A 16,666-nucleotide genomic window follows, 5' to 3' on the forward strand; every position below is an offset into this window, starting at 1 on the left:
CTAACAGGTCGAAACGGATACACGGGTTCCGGTGTGTATCGGGCGTGGGTGCCATTTGGGCACGCCCGACCACATCTCCGGTCGCAGGGGCTTACGCCCGCACGGGGTCCTGGCGGGCGACGACAAGGCCCTTCATACGCCCCACGGCTCCAGATACGGCGTCGTTCAAGCGCGAATAGTCCACATCGCGCTCGTACAGGATGCAAAGCGCACGGCCGATGCCGTAGGTACCCAGGCCGCCCACCATCGCCTTGACCAAAAAGCTCGCATGCCCTGCCTGTCTGACCAGCACGCATGTGCCGGCACGCATCGCCAAAGCCGCCATCAGGATACCGGCGGCTTCATACGCCCGCTCAAATCGCATCGGCTTACCGAAAATCGCGGCAAGTTGCAGCATCATGCCCATCTGCGCGACCGTCATGACGGGAAAATCGGCCCCGGGCATGAAGAACAAGGCGCCCGTGGCAAGGTTGCCGAGCGAAGCGGACGCGATAACGCGATTCGCCGCCGCGATACGCATGAACGGGAAGTTCGCGGCGAACGCACTCTGCTTCTCGGTACGCTCGAGGATCCAACGCGCGAGCGTATCGAGCAGATACGTCTTATCGGTGGCGGCGATCAGGCCGAGCATGCGTGTGTCATGGCGAATGAACGGAACTTCGACGCTTGATTCCGAAAGCACCACGACCGGAGCACCACAGACCACAAGCTCCTGCACATGCTCCTGAAGACGCACGCTGCCGCACGAAAGAACAATCGACACGTCGGTGTCATCTTTGGCCGACGCAGGCGCCTCACCCAGGCGCTCCACGCGCACGAGCGCGGAGGTGGTCTGTGGAACAAACGCCTCCCGGATCGCGTCAATCAGGAACGGAGTCGCGGTTGCATCAACGAACACCGCGACGCGCACAGAAACATCTGCCTCTCCGCGAACGGAGGCACCGAGCTTGACCGTATTCAAGATCGAATCGATGGGAATACCCATAGAAACCTACTTTCTTTCAGCGGCAAAAGTCCGAAGCTAACGGGCCTTGCCGCGTGAGCGCCAGATGGACTGGACGATGCCGAACGCGGCGCACTGCATCAGCATGGACGATGAGCCGAAGCTGACGAAGGGCAAGGGAATGCCGGTGATGGGCATGAGCCCAATGCACATCCCCACCTCCTCCAAGAGCTGAAACGTCCACATGCCCACGATGCCGATGCAGGCAAGTTGCAAGAACAATGAATCCGACTGATGGGCGATGCGAATGGTGCCGAAGATGAGCAAGGCGAAGAACGCAAGCAGGACGAGCGCCCCCGCGAAGCCGAACACCTCGGAGAGCAGGGCGAAGATGAAATCGGTATGCGCCTCGGGCAAAAAACCCGCGCCGGATTGCGAGGCGTTGCCGATGCCCTTGCCAAAGAAGCCCCCCGAACCCACGGCGATCATCGATTGCAAGAGGTTATACCCAGACTGGCTCGTATCGGATTCCGGATTGATGAACACCAGCAGGCGATTCATCTGATACTGCTTGAGCAGCACGTCCTTGCCGAGCATGCTATCGAGAACCGAGTCGAGCGCGAGCAAGAGCGAAACGGCTCCGACCAATAGAGCAATCGTGCAAAGCACCCACTCTTTCTTCGGTCCACTCATCATGATGATGCACGCCCCGGAGAAGAACACGACCAAACCACTGCCCAAGTCGCCGGCGACGACGGCGGCCCCAAAGGGTATGGCGAGCATGCCGCAGAGCTTGGCGTACTCGCGCACGCTGTCGATACGCCCGTTGTACTGCGCACCGAGGGACGCCATGAAAAAGATCGTGATGATCTTGGCGAGCTCGACCGGCTGGAAGGTCAACCCAATGAGCGGAATCTTGATCCAACCCGTCATGCCTTTGGCGTTGTACGACAAGCCGGGGATATAGGGGCTGAACAGCACGATGAGGTCGACCACGAGCAAGATGGTGGTCATGCCCGCCAGGCCGGAAAAGTCCGAACGCCAGCAGAGGAACGCGAGGATGGCACCCAAGCCGATGCCCACCAATTGGCGCGTAAACGACGCTTCGGCGATGGTGAGCGATGCGGTCCAGATCACGAGTGAGCCATACGCCAGCAGGCAAAGCCATGCAACCAGTACGGGGACATTGACCTTTTGACGAAAGCCGCCCCTATCGGAGCTCATGTGCTTATTAACACGCGAAAGGGAATCGAGGGCCAAAAGAATCACCTACCTCGTGCTGTCGCCGGCCGTGTAGGCGGCGTCGTCGGGGGAATCGTACAGGGCTCCCAAGACTGTGCGAACGGCCGGCATGGCACACGTCGAGCCAAATCCACCACGCTCAAGCATCGCGCACACCACGTACTTGGGATCGTCGAAGGGGGCATACGCGATGAACCAGCCGTATGGATCCTCGCCGTCCTTCTCGCCCGTGCCGGACTTGCCGGCGACCTGGACGGGAAGGTTGGTGAAGTGGGCGGCGGTCACCGCGGATTCCTCATAAATCATCGAATGGACGCCACGGTACGCCACATCCAGCGCCCCGGCCGTCGAGATCTCGGCCGTCAGCCGCTTCTTTGGCTCATACGTGTACGCATCGCCCTCGCCGTCGCGCGCGACGGCGGAGAGCAGGACATGGGGGGTCCACTCCACGCCACCCATGGCGAGACCACAGTACGCAGTGGCCATCTGCAGCGGAGTGACGAGGATATCGCCCTGGCCAATGGCGATGTTGGTCATATCACCGGCGTTCCATGCACGCTGGTCGGCACTCCAATCCTTGCGGTACTCCTCTTTCCAAGCAGAATCGGGCACACGCCCCTCAGCTTCGGAGGGGAGGTCGATACCCGTCTTGGCACCAAGACCCCAGCGGCGGTACATTTCCTGCAGGCCCTCTGGATTTTTCTCACTGTAGAAGAAGTTCTTGCCCAGATCGTAAAAGACCACGTCACACGAATCGCGGATTCCCGTCTCAAGGTTGCGCGTGCCATGGCCTGTCTCGAGCCAGCACTTCTTGCCCCATGCCTCGCCCAAGCCGGTCCACCAGCCGGTGCAATTGGAAGACATGTCGGCCGTGTACACGCCGTACTCCATGCCCGCAAGCGAGGTAAAGGGCTTGATGGTGGAGGCTGACATATACAAACCGCCAATTACACGGTTGAGCAGCGGATGATCGCCCTCGTCGTCATTCAGCTCATTCCATGTATCTGATGACACGCCACCGACGAACACCGAGGGATCGAAGGTAGGGGCACTCGCGAGCCCCAAGATCTCGCCGTTCGTGCAATCCATGCACACGCACGCCCCACACGTGGGCTCATAGCCGGTCTGCTCGGCGACTTCCATACCGAGCTTGAGGCCCTCCTCACACGCACGCTGGATCTTAAGATCGATGGTGAGCTTGATGTCGCTGCCTGCCTTTGCCGGCACGGCGCCCGCCTGCCCGGTAACGTTGCCATCGGCATCGACCTTGACCGTCTGTTCGCCGCGAATGCCCTGCAGCAGGCTCTCGTAATAATACTCAACACCCGCCTGCCCCACGATGTCGCCCGACTGGTAATCGATGGAGCCGGCTCGCTCCTCATCCGAAAGGTTCTCCTGCGCATCGAGCTGCTCTTGCGTGACTGTTCCGGTGTAGCCCACCACGTGACATGCGAGCGTACCGTTGGGATACGAACGCTCGGTGCGCTCCGCCACGCTCACACCGGGAAATTGATCGATGTGCTCAACAACGTAGGCAATAGTGGAACGACGAACGTCGCTCGCGATGGTGTGGGGGCTCTGGGCACCCTCGGTGTTGTCCTGGATGTTGCGGAGTACGGCCATATAGGGCATGCCCAGCACGTTGGCAAGATGACGAACGACCACCGTGTTCTCGGCAAGATCGCGATACGCCACAAGCGCAAGCGAAGCGCGATTGTCCACAATGGCCTCACCGTTGCGATCGAGGATGCGTCCGCGCGGAGCGGGCGTGGTAACCGTGCGCGTCTGATTTTGCTCCGCGAGCTTGTCATAATGGTCGGCGGAGACCATCTGCATGCTCCACAGCTTGGCGATGATAGCGGCAAAAACCGCACCGACACCCGCGGTGAGTAGTTTGAAGCGTCCATTCGACTTCGTGCCGGACGTACTGCCCTCACCCTCGGTGGCGCGCGGTCGGGTACCGTTGGCGGTATCAAAGGTGAACTTACCGGAATAGCCCTTGAGGAAGAGCAGCGATCCAATGATGGCGACGACGAGGATAACGCCGGCGATGATAACGATGAGCTGCGCGTCCATACTCATCTACCTCAAGCTCTTATAGCGCTTGCCGGCGTACGACAGGCCGCGTGCACCACGTCCGCCTTTGCCGTGGGCGCCGGACGACCGGCCCCCGAGCATAAGGAAGGGCACGCACGCGAGGAGATCAAGCACGCTGGAGGCAAGACCATGCACGCCAATGGAGAGGAGTAGATTGGTCTCGACGCCCATGAGGAACAGGCCGAGCGCGTACACGACGTTCACCACGACGACGGCCAGGACGACGGCGCGGATCGTCTCCATGCCAAAGCCCGAAGACAAACCGCGCGACATGAGAGCAACAGCGTATCCCGTGATTGCCAAGAGCAGCGCCATGAAACCGATGGGAGACGAGGTTGTCAGGTCATAGAAGAGGCCGGAAAAGAAACCTATGTACACAAGCGAACGGGAATCTCCCGAAATCGCCAGTGAGACCGTGAGCGCGAGCATGAAATTGAACCGTCCCCCAAACAGGGAGACCTGCGGGGCGATGGCGAGGTGAAGCACGGCGCAGGCGGCGATCGTGGCGATGAGGGCCGAGCGCGTGCGACCCGAGTTGTTGAGTTCGAGTGCCATATCCCTCCCCTATTCCGTCGTATTCGAAGATTCGGATTCGGAATCTCCAGAGTCCTGGCCATCGGAGGAGTCCGAGCCGCCTTGGGGTGAAGCGTTCGCAGTGGCGACGTCGTCCTCCGACGCGATCTGGTCCTCGCCAACCGACGTGATGACCAAGACCTCCTCGTTGTTTTCCGCCGAAGAAAGCGCACGTACCACGATGGTGTAGTACACCGCATTGGCATCGCGATCGATGGACGCAACGGTGCCGAGAGGCAGCCCTTTGGGGAACGTGCCGCCAATGCCCGACGTGATGATGATGTCACCGGTGGACACCTCGGCGTCGGCGACCACATACTGCAGCCGAAGCGTACCATCGGCCTGGCCCTGCAACATACCCTGGGCACGAGAGCTTTGGATCATGGCAGAGATCCCCGACTGCTCATCGGTAATGAGCCGGACTGTGGAGGTGTTTGCGGAAACCTCGATGATCTGACCGATCACCCCGCCGGAGCTGCAGACGGGCATTCCCACTTCAAAGCCTGAGTTAGAACCTTTGTCGATCACGACCGCATTGCTCCATGCGTCCCCGGTGGACCCGATGATACGAGCCGCCGTAGACTCAAGGCTGTACGTGGACTGGAGGCCGACGAGCTTTTCCAGACGCTCTGCCGTCTCTTGAGCCTCGGAAAGTTCAGCGACTCTTGCAGTGAGCTCCTCATTTTGCTTCTTGAGTTCAGAGAGCGTGTCGGAGGAAGCAGTCGCGTTCTGCGTGATATTGCCAAGGGCGTTGAAGGGAGAGGCGATGGCGCTGCCGAGCATGCGCACGGGAGAAGTGACCGTCATCGCGGCGCCACGAAGCGCATGGATGGGGCCCTCGCTGCTCTCACGCAGGTAAAACGTAAGCAAGAGGAGCGAGATGACGCATAAAACAATCAACGGGCGACCACCCGTTGATTGTCGTGAGCTATGTACATTTGAGGAGTACTTGGGTTTATGTGCCACAAGCCACCCTTTCCTTGCAACTAGGCGTTGCTTTGAACAAAACCGCCATCAAATGCGTTGGCCTCGAGGACGCGGGCACAGCCGTTCACGACGTTGTCGAGGGCTGTGGGGCTCACGTTAACCGCGACGCCGGTCTCGTCACGCAGACGCACGTCGAGACCGCGGAGCATGGCACCGCCACCCGTGAGCAGGATGCCGTAGTACATAAGGTCCGAGGCGAGATCAGGCGGCGTGGCGTCAAGCGCGTCCTTAACGGCCTTAGTCATCTCGTCGAGCGGCTTGTTGAGCGCGCGGCGGATCTCTTCGCTCTCAATACGGACCGTCTTGGGAAGACCGCTGATGACATCGCGGCCATTGACCTCGACATCGAGCTCGTCTTTAAGCGGGACGGCGGAACCGACCTTGATCTTGATGTCCTCTGCGGTACGCTCGCCGATAGCGAGATTATAGGCGTCGCGGACGTGTTGCAAGATAGCCTGGTCGAACTCGTCACCGGCGATGCGGATAGATTGGGAGACAACGATGCCGCCCATGGCGATGACGGCGACCTCGGTGGTACCACCGCCGATATCGATGACCATGGAACCCGTAGGCTCCTCGACGGGCAAATCGGCGCCGATGGCGGCAGCCATAGGCTCTTCGATAAGATACGCCTGACGGGCACCGGCCTGGATGGTCGCCTCAAAGACAGCGCGCTTCTCGACAGAGGTGACGCCCGAGGGGACGCACACGACCACGCGGGGGCGCGGAGTCCAGGGGTAGCGCTTTTCACTCGCCTTATCGATGAAGTAGCGCAGCATGGCCTCGGTCACATCGAAGTCGGCAATGACACCATCCTTGAGCGGACGGACTGCCACGATGTTACCGGGGGTACGACCGAGCATGCGCTTCGCCTCGATACCGACGGCGAGAATACGCTCATCGTTCTTATCGATGGCAACCACGGAAGGCTCGCGGATGACGATGCCCTTGCCGCGCACCGAGACGAGCGTATTGGCCGTACCGAGGTCGATCGCCAGATCCCCGTCGTACTGACCGAAAAACATGTCCATCAAAGAAAACAAGTCTGCTCCTACGTCAAACTCTTGCGTGCACGTATGGCAAAAGTGTACCGTGCGTCCCCATCCGCCACGAGACGTGCATGAGGAACGCACGGCTTACACACTTCTAGTCGGTGGAGGTCTCCGTGTTGAAGTCGGTGGAGACGCTCGAAACGGCCCAGCCCAGGCCCTCACGAACGAATCCGACCTCGTACGTCATATCCCCGCCGTTCTTGAGTGCGACCTTGACCGTGGCGGTGGCCTCACTCATGCCAGCGTCCATGCCCTCGATGGTGGGCGTGGCATCCAGCGGAATGGAAGCGGTGATGATGGACTTCTGGCTCTCGTCAAGTCCGGAGGCAAGATACTCGCTGGCATCGGATCCGTCGGTCGCGGCCTGGAACAGGCCGGTCAGCACATCTTGTTGCGAGGGGAAACCGAAACCGCGCGTGTACGCGAAAGCAGCGCCGCCGCCAGCGATAAGGAGAACGACGAGCAATGCGATGAAGACCTTGAGGCCCGTGTGACGGCGCTTGCGGCGCACCTTGGTCTCGACGCGGTCCTGCTGGACCATCTCCTGCTCGGAGAGCGTGAAGAAACCGGTATCGGATGGATCGGGCATGAAGCTGCCGGACTGGCCGAGCGGGTCGAGCGGGTCGATGTCGGTGCTGTACGCATTCGTGGTCGCGACCATGGCAGAAGAGGCGGATAGCGTGTCACGAGCGCGCTCGTAGGCATCTGCCTGCTCGGGCGTGAGCTGATAGATGCCGTCGACGGTGGCGGTGCCAAAAGCATCCACAGCGTCGCTGAAGCGGTTGGCGGCCACATACGCCTGACCGAGACCGGCGCTGATGGCACGGGTGTCGTCACGTGGACCGGCGAAATCAAGGGCGGTACGATACGACTCGATGGCGTCTTCCGGACGCTGAAGCGCGACGAAGCAGTCCCCGAGGTTCGCAAGGGCACCGGCGGGAGCGGGGTTGGCTCCGTCAATGGCGGCCTGACGATAGGCAACGCCCGCCTCGGTGAGGTTGCCGAGCTTCTTCAGGGCGTCACCGAGTCCGAGATACGCCTTGTAAGGTGTGGCGTAGCTGGCATCTTGCGTCGCGGCGGAGAAGGCAGACACGGCGGAGCGAATATCGCCCGAGGCGACGAGCGCCTTGCCCTGGTTGGTAAGCAGAGCGCCCCGCTTGCCGTAGGCACCGTCCTGCAGGGCCGCGCCGTACGCCTCGACAGCTTCGGCATAACGGCCAAGGCGCATGAGCGAGTTGCCGCGCAGGTGATCTGCCTCGCCTGCGAGCTCAGAGGGGTCTTTTGCGGCGGCGAACAACTGCGCAGCGGAGGCGAAATCCCCCGTACGATATGCGTTGCGCGCCTGTTCAAGAGCTTGGATGTTCACGAATGCTCCTCTTTGACGAGCGGATGGTGTCGGACGGCCCGAATGCGGGCAATTGGACGCTATGCCCCGTGGACGATATCGACCTTCACGATCTCATCGCCTGCGCGAAGTGCGCCGATAACGTCCTTGCCTTCGACGGTGGCACCGAAAACCGTGTACCCGGAATCGAGGTTGTGCTGCGGACCAAGGCAGAAATAGAACTGGGAACCAGCGGAGTTGGGATCCATGGATCGAGCCATGGCGAGCGCGCCGTCTTCATGGCTGTTGCGCGGATTGGTGGAGAACTCCTCCTGGATGCACCAGCCGGGACCGCCCGTGCCAGGCTGGCCATCGGGACCAGCTTGACCGGCGGCAACCTGCTCACAGGTCATGTCACGCGTGTTGGGACAGCCGCCCTGGATCACGAAGCCCGGAACGTAGCGGTGAAACTTGAGACCATCATAGAATCCCATGGTGGCGAGCTCGCAAAAATTGGCCACATGAATAGGGGCTCCATCACTGTCGAGCTTTACGCGGATGGTACCCTTGCCAGTCTCGATCACGGCGACCTCATCGCCTGCGATCTGATACTCGGGGGTACGGGTCTTCCTATGGAACATGGGTGTCCTCCCCTGTCATCGTTGCATACAGGGAATATCATACCACGCACCGCACCTGACGAGCTGGGTGCTTTATTTCTCTACCGGCTTCCAGGCGTTCACGTTTTCCTCGAACTGCACGACGTCGACCGCCTTGCCGTTAACTTTCTCGACACCGCGCAGCGGAGCCAAGATCTCATCCTGGTGGTCGGCGGGACGCTCGCCATCGGGTAGTGCCAGGTTGATATCCCAAGAACGGCACAGGACGTCCACGCGGTTATACGTCCAGGTTGCGAGCTGCTTGAGATTATCGACGTCCTCACTATACGCGGTGTCCTCGGCCAGCTCGAGCCCATCGAGCTCATCAAGGATCGCCTGAATGGAGTCGCGCAAATCATATGCACCCTGCGCCGCAGTCTGCCTCGTGGCAAGATCCTTTGCGAGGTATTGCCCGTTATACGTGTCGACAACGGGCCCGATCTCATCTTGGAACGCGATGATCTGGGCATATATGGCACTCAGCCGCTGAAAGGCCTCTGCCTCCGAGACCGTGGAATCGCTGACCTGCTCCTGACCGTCCTCGTCGCCCTCATCCGACTCCTGGGCATCCGCAGTTTCTGCGTCCTCGTCCTGGGGTACCTGACGGCTCGGGAACATGTCGCTCGCGGCGCGGTCGAAGGACTCATAGAAACCAGGCATGACGCCCATGGGATCGGTCGCGACGAACCACGCGCCACCGGCGACGAGCACGAGCATGGCCACGAGAGCGATCCAGCGCCCACGCCGAGGTCTGCCATACGGGTCGTCCCCCTCCACAGCCTCCACCTCATCGAGCGGTAAAGCCTTGCGCACGGCGGCACGAGGTGCCGACGCACCAGAGGCGGCCTGCGCGCCCGCGATGTCATCGAGACTCATCACGCTCGTCGCCTCAGAGTCGAACGGCTGCGCGAGCACATCGGGAATGCCCGCACCCGTAGGAGCTGGAACGGCCTCCGCGATCATCTCGGACGTCACACGCGGAAAACTCGCGGTTTTACCCGCGGCGAGGTCGGAGGCGGCTGAATTCTGCGAGAGGATGCCCGGTGCCGGTCGCCCGCATTTAGGGCATGTGCGGTCCTGAGGATTCAACCGGGCGCCACAGCCCTCGCAAAAAATGAACTCGGAGACGGAAGAGGAAGCGGGTACCGAAAGGTCGGCGCCGCACGCAGGGCACATGTTCGACCCGTCCTTGACGGTGGCGTTGCAGATGGGGCAGATCACTGGTCCTTCTTCCGGGTGGTCTTGGGCATCTTCACGCGGATGCCGCCGTTTGCCTGTTCTACACGATACCGCTTTTTCCGGACAGAAGGACTGCCACCGGACACCTTCACGCGGTAACGACGAGCAGGGCTCCCCGTATGCCGCGCTCGAGTTGCGGGCTCGACGCCCTCCTCGGCATGCTCCTCGGCACGGACGAGCTCACGCATCGCCGCGCGCTTCTGCGCCCGAGACCGCACCTCCGCCGCAACGCGACGCAGCGAGCTCCCCGTCGAGCTCACGTGCCTGGATCGGGATGCGCCCCCACGCCGTACGCTCACGCGCACACCGCGACCAAAACCAGTCGCGAGCCGCGTGGTGCGCTCTGGCGAGCGCTCCATGAGATCGGCCAGACGGTAGAAGATACCGCAGCCAAGGATGGAGAAGACCACGGTGAGAACGGCGCTCCACACCGTGAGCCGCGCGATGGAGAAAAAGTTGGGAAACACGACCACGCCCACCGCGATCCCGGCGGAGACGAACGTGAACAATAGACGGCGCAGCAGAGTGAACGGCACCGATATGCGCCAGATAAGGCAAAGACCCACCGAGCAGGTGGTGATGACGCACATGGTGGAGAGCAAACCCTGTTCAAAGCCGAACGTTCGGGAAGACAAGATGCAAAGCAACGAGGTGACGAGTACACCCACAGCTGCGGGAAGGGCCTTCTTGAGCACATTGACGAGGAAGCTTCCGCGCACGCGCGACCGATTGGGCTCGAGCGCAAGCACGAAGCTGGGGAACCCGATGCAGAAGAAGTTGATGAGCGTCATGGTGATGGGCTGGAACGGATACGGCGGAGCGATGACGCACATGGCCGCAAGACCCATGGAGAAGAGCGTCTTCGTAAGGAAGAGCGCCGCGGAGCGCTGCAGGTTGTTAATGGAGCGACGCCCTTCCGCAACCACGGCGGGCATGGCGGCGAAGTCGTTGTCAACAAGCACGATCTCGGCGACGTTGCGAGCAGCGTCGGATCCAGCGGCCATCGCCACCGAGCAATCAGCCTCCTTGAGGGCCAGCACGTCGTTCACGCCATCGCCCGTCATGGCGACGGTGTGACCACGCCGCTGCAGGGCGACCACGAGCTCGCGCTTTTGCTGCGGGGTCACGCGGCCGAAGACGTGATAGCGGTCGACGGCGGCATCGAGCTTGGCGGACGTGTCGAGCGTCGTTGCATCCACAAACGCCTCGGCGCCAGGGATGCCGACCACGCGTGCAATGGACGAAACGGTGCGCGGATCGTCGCCGGAAATGACATTCAAGGTCACGCCCTGCTCGCAGAAGTACCGTATGGTCTCGGCTGCGGAGGAACGGATCTCATCGCGAATGGTGACGAAGCCCAAAGGACGGGCCTCTCCGATCATGTCGCCTTCGTCGGTGAAGCCGTCCACGCGCGCCACCACAAGCACGCGACAGCTCGAGGCAAGCCGGCTGACGGCAGGCTCAAAACGCGAAAAGTCCCCGGACGCCAAAACGAACTGAGCAGCGCCCATCACGTACGAAAGCTCCTGGTCCCCCACCACCAAGGTGGCTCCACTCCACTTTTTGGCAGAGGAGAACGCCACAGTGCGAACGGCCCGCGGCACCACGGTCTCATCGGCGTAGCGCGCAAGGATCGCCGCGCAGGTCTCGTTCGCATCTGCCGAGGTCGCACGAGCGATACCGGACAGCGCGCAATCGAGGGCGGCGATACGCTCGGCATCGGGCGACGCCCCTGCCGGGAGCTGCGCGCCATCTTCGCGCGAGCAGGCGACGACCGATCCATCGGACTCGGCGAGGTACGTACCCTCGACCTCCATTCGGCCGGAAGTGATGGTACCCGTCTTGTCCAGGCAAAGCACGTCCACGCGCGCCAGCGTCTCGATGCAGTAGAGCTGTTGGGCAAGCACCTTGCGCCTGGCCAGTCGAATGGTGGCAATGGCGAGGACAGACGAGGTGAGCAGCACGAGCCCCTGCGGAATCATGCCGAGCAAGGCGCCGACCGTGGAGAGGATCGCCGCCGAGATGGCGCTCCAGGACTCACCGGACGTAAGCCAGCCCATAAAGGTCGAGAAGGAATTCGGGTCAAGGGCGCACCAGGCACGATATGCACTGTTCGCACTCGCACAGAACAACGCGATACCAATTGGGACCATGAACACACTCGCGAACCGAACGATGGCGTTGAGCGCGTTCATGATCTCGGAGTTGACCTTCTTCACGTACTTCGCCTCATTGTTGATGCGCGCCACGTAGTTGTCGGCACCCACGTGGATCACACGCGCCACCACCAGGCCCGCATCGATGAAGCTTCCACTCATGAGCTCGTCACCAGGGCGTTTATGGATGGGATTGCTCTCACCGGTGAGAAGGCTCTCGTTGACGTGACACTCCCCCTCGACCACTACGGCGTCGGCGGGAATCTGGTCGCCGCGCCCGAGGCGAATGACGTCGTCGAGAACAATCTGGTCCAAGTCGAGTTCGACGAGTGCACCGTCACGCAGGGCCGTGGCTTTTTTTGAGGCAAGCAACGTGAGCTTGTCGACCATGCGCTTGGATCGGAGCGCCTGCACCACGCCGATTCCCGTGTTAAGGAAGACGATGCCCAAAAACGTCAGGTTCTTCCACGCGCCCGTAATGATGACGAGTGCCGCCAGGATGACGTTGATGAGGTTGAACAGGGTGCAGATGTTCTCGATGAGAAGCTCTTTGACGGATTTGGTCTTGAGCTCCGTGTTGACGTTCACCTTTCCCGCTGCGATGCGCTCCTCGACTTCGGACGCGGTGAGCCCGCGCTCGCCAAAGGGGTTTTGGGCGTCCATAGTGTTCATACGCTCCCATCGCTTCGTTCGTCGCGGAGGCGACTCATATGACGAAGGCCACGAGCGCCTAGCGCTCGCGACCCCCGGGATTCGAACCCACACGGGTTCGAGGAAAATTAGAATGGTGCGCCATATAGGGTTCGAACCTACGGCCTTCTGCTCCGGAGGCAGACGCTCTAATCCACTGAGCTAATGGCGCGCAACGGCAAGCATTATACCCAAGGCAGCACATGGCGGTGCCCGGAATAGAGAATCTTTAAGATTCGCCGCCCTTCACCGCCCCTCGTCACGCGCATGAGCCCCAAGGCCGCCGAGGTTAGCGGACAGCACGAGATTTGTCGCCCATGTAACCATTTGGTTCACCGCGCACGCCCTCGAATCGCACGCGGTCAAGTCAGGTACACTCAAATGTAAACTTCCATATACTCTGCCGGCACTTCCGGCTGCTTGAAACCGAAAGGACCAGCACGTGATTGCAATCCTGCGCAAAAACGCCTCGGAAGACGCCGTAACCCGTATCGTCTCCTGGATCGAGGGCAAGGGTCTCACGGCGCACGTAAGCCGCGGCCAAAACGAGACCATCATCGGGCTTGTGGGCGACACCACCAAGATCGACCCGTTTCTGCTCGAGTCCATGGACGTCGTTCAACGCGTTCAACGCGTGTCGGAACCCTTCAAAAAGGCAAACCGCAAATTTCACCCTACCGACACGGTCGTGAACTGCGGCGGTGCCATGGTCGGCGGAGGCAACTTCCAGGTCATCGCCGGTCCGTGCTCCGTCGAAGGGCCGAACCTCATTCGTATCGCCCGCCGTTGCAAGGCCGCAGGTGCCACCATGCTCCGCGGCGGCGCGTATAAGCCCCGTACCTCCCCGTACGCGTACCAGGGCATGGGAGAGCGCGGACTCGATCTTTTGCTCGAGGCCAAGGCGGAAACGGGCATGCCCATCGTGACCGAGGTCATGGACGTGCGCGACGTCGAGCTGTTCGTCGATCGCGGTATCGATGTCATGCAGATCGGCGCCCGCAACGCGCAGAACTTCAACCTGCTCAAGGAAGTAGGTCGAACCACTACGCCCGTCTTGCTTAAACGCGGTATTGCCGGCACTATTGACGAATTGCTCATGGCGGCCGAGTACATCATGAGCGAGGGCAATGACAATGTCATGCTTTGCGAACGCGGAATTCGCACGTTCGAGACACGGACGCGCAACACCTTCGACCTTAACGCCGTGCCCGCGCTGCACGAACTCACGCATCTGCCCGTGGTGGCAGATCCCAGCCACGCCACCGGCTACACCCGCTACGTGGAGCCCATGGCGCTCGCTGCGACCGCGGCGGGAGCGGACGCGCTCGAAATCGAGGTGCACGATGATCCTGCCAATGCATGGTCAGACGGAGCGCAGGCCCTCACCCCCGATCAATTCGACCGTGCCATGGAGCGCATCCACGCCGTGCGCTCAGTCGTGGCCGACATGGCTCGCGAGGAGGCGTAGGCTCCCCATGAACCAAACCGAACTGAACGTTGACGAAGACGTACGTGACACCGTCGCGAATCCGACCATAGGCATTGTGGGCCTCGGCCTCATCGGCGGCAGCTTCGCCCGAGCCTATGCTGCGGCGGGCTGGCCCGTCCGCGCATGGGACGTGGACGCCGACACGCTCGCCATCGCGCGTATCGATGTCCTCGCCGGATTCCTCCGCACCCACGACGACCTAGCGGCGTGCGACTTGATCATCCTCGCGGCATACCCCGACGCCTGCCTGGATTGGCTGCGCAGCCACGCTGAGGAGCTCGGCGAACTTGCACGCTGTGGCAAGGCCCCTATGGTTATCGACGCCGCTGGTGTAAAGGGCCATGTATGCTCCGAGGCGTTCGACATCGCCGCCAAGCACGGTTTTTCGTTTTGTGGCGCGCATCCCATGGCGGGAACCGAGTTCTCCGGATTCGCCTATGCGCATGCCGACCTGTTCAACGGTGCGCCCGTGGTGCTCACACCACCCGAGCTGAGCGACATCGATCGGCTCGACATGCTCGACCGCATCCACGACCTGCTCGCTCCCTGCGGATTCGGGAGGTTCTCCGTAACCACGCCGGCCGCGCACGACCGGGTGATCGCCTTCACGAGCCAGCTCGCCCATGTGGTGAGCAACGCCTACGTCAAGAGCCCCACGGCGCAGGAGCACCACGGGTTCTCGGCCGGCAGCTACCGGGATCTCACGCGCGTGGCGCACCTCAATCCGCATATGTGGTCCGAGCTCATGATTGAGGATGCCGATAGCCTCGCGTATGAGATCGCGACGCTCCAGCGTAACCTCGAAGACGTGCGTCGCGCGCTCGTCGATCGCGACCGAGATGCACTCGAGGCCCTGCTCGCAGATGGTGACCGCATCAAACGCGCGCTCGACGACGAAGGGGAGCGGATGTAACCCGCCCCGCTTCCGGCTTTCATCCACCGGCCCCAAGCCCCTGAGGGCCCGGGCCCCGGCACGTAAGGAGAACAACATGGCGATTCCCGCCTACACGCTCGATATCGACACTCCTCAACCCTACCAAGTGCATGTGGGTACCTTCCTGCTCGAGCAAGTTGGGCAGATCACGCGCTCCGTGGTGGAGGCCGCCGAGCGCGCACTCGTCATCACCGACTCCAACGTGGGCCCCCTCTACGCCGCTCCCGTGATCGACGGCCTCGAGGCGGCGGGATTCGCCACCTCTCTCGAGACCTTCGAGGCAGGCGAAGAGCACAAGCGCATGGAGACGCTGTCGACGCTGCTCGAACGGGCGGCTGAGGAACAGCTCTCACGGCGTGACGTCATCATCGCCCTCGGCGGCGGCGTTGTGGGCGACATGGCGGGCTTCGCCGCAGCTACCTACATGCGCGGTATCGCGTTCGTGCAGGTACCCACTACGTTGCTCGCCATGGTCGACTCGTCCGTGGGCGGCAAGACCGCCATTGACCTTGCACACGGCAAGAACCTCGCCGGCGCGTTCTGGCAGCCGCGCGCCGTCATCGCCGACGTGGGATGCCTGGGCACGCTCTGCGATGGCCAGTTTGCCGACGGATGCGGCGAGGTGATCAAGCACGCCATGATCGCCGATGCCGAGCTCTTCGAGGAGCTTGAACTCACCCCGCTCACGCCCGCATTGCTCAAACAAGACTTGTCGCGCGTGGCCTGGCTCATCGCCCGCAACATCGACATCAAGCGTGCCGTAGTCGTGGAAGATGAGCGCGAGAGCGGTTTGCGCAAACTGCTGAACTTTGGTCATAGCATCGGCCACGGTGTCGAGGCCGCCGAGCAGTACCGCATGGGCCACGGAACCTGCGTGGGCATCGGCATGGTCGCCATCGCCAGCGCAAGTGTGACCGCGGAGATTTGCCCCGAAGACGTCCCCGAGCGCCTGGCTTCCCTCCTGGTACGCCATGGGCTCTCACTTGCGTTCGACGCTAGCGCCGACGAGGTGTATGCGGAGGCACTCCACGACAAGAAGCGCGCCGGCTCCTCGATTGACCTTGTGGTGCCACGCGGCGTCGGTGCCGCGTCCCTGGCGCCCACGCCCCTCGATGAGTTCCGCCGCATCCTCGAGGTGGGGCTCGCCTGCACGCATGCGCTCAAGAATCAGCTCGATGAAGAGCCTCCCGCCCGGGAACGGGAGACGGAGCTCGACACCGCGAACGCCGATCACATCGACGCCCGCTCATACGACCCGCAATCTCAAAACTAAGGAGGATG

13 protein-coding genes and 1 tRNA gene are annotated in these 16,666 nt (G+C 61.8%); 3 read left to right on the top strand and 11 right to left on the bottom strand.

Annotated features, from left to right (window positions below; translation table 11 throughout):
- Positions 1–91 precede the first annotated feature (91 nt).
- The 11 genes from Q5Q88_RS03495 to Q5Q88_RS03545 all read right to left on the bottom strand — a co-directional run bounded on the left by Q5Q88_RS03495 (position 92) and on the right by Q5Q88_RS03545 (position 13,134).
- Positions 92–985 carry a hypothetical protein gene (locus tag Q5Q88_RS03495; protein WP_302741793.1) on the bottom strand — a complete coding sequence of 298 codons (894 nt, stop codon included), beginning with the start codon at positions 983–985 and terminating at the stop codon, positions 92–94.
- A 36-nt stretch (positions 986–1,021) separates the two neighbouring features.
- A complete protein-coding gene (locus tag Q5Q88_RS03500) occupies positions 1,022–2,203 on the bottom strand; it encodes an FtsW/RodA/SpoVE family cell cycle protein (RefSeq protein WP_302741795.1) in 1,182 nt (393 codons plus the stop codon).
- A gap of 9 nt (positions 2,204–2,212) precedes the next feature.
- Positions 2,213–4,261, bottom strand: a complete 2,049-nt coding sequence (mrdA, locus tag Q5Q88_RS03505) for a penicillin-binding protein 2 (protein ID WP_294158633.1) — start codon at positions 4,259–4,261, stop codon at positions 2,213–2,215.
- A gap of 6 nt (positions 4,262–4,267) precedes the next feature.
- The gene (gene mreD / locus Q5Q88_RS03510; protein WP_302741797.1) at positions 4,268–4,837 is read right to left on the bottom strand and encodes a rod shape-determining protein MreD; all 570 of its coding nucleotides are present in this window, start codon (positions 4,835–4,837) and stop codon (positions 4,268–4,270) included.
- Between the two features lie 9 nt (positions 4,838–4,846).
- On the bottom strand, positions 4,847–5,821 hold the full coding sequence (gene mreC, locus Q5Q88_RS03515) for a rod shape-determining protein MreC (protein ID WP_294122062.1): 975 nt from the start codon (positions 5,819–5,821) through the stop codon (positions 4,847–4,849).
- Between the two features lie 20 nt (positions 5,822–5,841).
- Complete coding sequence (locus Q5Q88_RS03520) at positions 5,842–6,873, bottom strand: rod shape-determining protein (protein ID WP_006721158.1); 1,032 nt, start codon at positions 6,871–6,873, stop codon at positions 5,842–5,844.
- A gap of 115 nt (positions 6,874–6,988) precedes the next feature.
- Positions 6,989–8,260, bottom strand: coding sequence for a tetratricopeptide repeat protein (locus Q5Q88_RS03525; protein WP_118653904.1), 1,272 nt, complete (start codon positions 8,258–8,260; stop codon positions 6,989–6,991).
- Positions 8,261–8,319: 59 nt separating this feature from the next.
- A complete protein-coding gene (locus Q5Q88_RS03530) occupies positions 8,320–8,859 on the bottom strand; it encodes a peptidylprolyl isomerase (protein WP_118653905.1) in 540 nt (179 codons plus the stop codon).
- Between the two features lie 72 nt (positions 8,860–8,931).
- Positions 8,932–10,098, bottom strand: a complete 1,167-nt coding sequence (locus Q5Q88_RS03535) for a zinc ribbon domain-containing protein (RefSeq protein WP_302741800.1) — start codon at positions 10,096–10,098, stop codon at positions 8,932–8,934.
- Entirely contained in the window at positions 10,095–12,944 is a 2,850-nt protein-coding gene (locus tag Q5Q88_RS03540) for an HAD-IC family P-type ATPase (RefSeq protein ID WP_302741802.1), read from the bottom strand. Before Q5Q88_RS03540 ends, Q5Q88_RS03535 begins: the two co-directional genes overlap by 4 nt.
- Positions 12,945–13,057: 113 nt before the next feature.
- Positions 13,058–13,134: transfer RNA gene (locus tag Q5Q88_RS03545), tRNA-Arg, on the bottom strand.
- A gap of 270 nt (positions 13,135–13,404) precedes the next feature.
- Here Q5Q88_RS03545 and aroF point away from each other — a divergent pair.
- The 3 genes from aroF (at position 13,405) to aroB (ending at position 16,658) form a co-directional block, all read left to right on the top strand.
- Complete coding sequence (aroF, locus tag Q5Q88_RS03550; protein ID WP_294122059.1) at positions 13,405–14,430, top strand: 3-deoxy-7-phosphoheptulonate synthase; 1,026 nt, start codon at positions 13,405–13,407, stop codon at positions 14,428–14,430.
- Positions 14,431–14,437: 7 nt separating this feature from the next.
- Positions 14,438–15,364: a prephenate dehydrogenase/arogenate dehydrogenase family protein gene (locus Q5Q88_RS03555; RefSeq protein WP_302741804.1), complete on the top strand. Its 927-nt coding sequence runs from the start codon at positions 14,438–14,440 to the stop codon at positions 15,362–15,364.
- 76 nt (positions 15,365–15,440) lie between these two features.
- On the top strand, positions 15,441–16,658 hold the full coding sequence (gene aroB / locus Q5Q88_RS03560) for a 3-dehydroquinate synthase (RefSeq protein ID WP_302741806.1): 1,218 nt from the start codon (positions 15,441–15,443) through the stop codon (positions 16,656–16,658).
- Positions 16,659–16,666: the final 8 nt, after the last annotated feature.

Source organism: uncultured Collinsella sp. (assembly GCF_959026545.1).
Lineage (GTDB): Bacteria > Actinomycetota > Coriobacteriia > Coriobacteriales > Coriobacteriaceae > Collinsella.

What these genes read in the sequence shown, in the direction of transcription:
- Q5Q88_RS03495 (WP_302741793.1), bottom strand. Translation starts at nt 985, where the DNA reads ATGGGTATTCCCATCGATTCGATCTTGAATACGGTCAAGCTCGGTGCC.
- mrdA (WP_294158633.1), bottom strand. Translation starts at nt 4,261, where the DNA reads ATGGACGCGCAGCTCATCGTTATCATCGCCGGCGTTATCCTCGTCGTC.
- mreD (WP_302741797.1), bottom strand. Translation starts at nt 4,837, where the DNA reads ATGGCACTCGAACTCAACAACTCGGGTCGCACGCGCTCGGCCCTCATC.
- Q5Q88_RS03520 (WP_006721158.1), bottom strand. Translation starts at nt 6,873, where the DNA reads ATGGACATGTTTTTCGGTCAGTACGACGGGGATCTGGCGATCGACCTC.
- Q5Q88_RS03530 (WP_118653905.1), bottom strand. Translation starts at nt 8,859, where the DNA reads ATGTTCCATAGGAAGACCCGTACCCCCGAGTATCAGATCGCAGGCGAT.
- Q5Q88_RS03540 (WP_302741802.1), bottom strand. Translation starts at nt 12,944, where the DNA reads ATGAACACTATGGACGCCCAAAACCCCTTTGGCGAGCGCGGGCTCACC.
- Q5Q88_RS03555 (WP_302741804.1), top strand. Translation starts at nt 14,438, where the DNA reads ATGAACCAAACCGAACTGAACGTTGACGAAGACGTACGTGACACCGTC.
- aroB (WP_302741806.1), top strand. Translation starts at nt 15,441, where the DNA reads ATGGCGATTCCCGCCTACACGCTCGATATCGACACTCCTCAACCCTAC.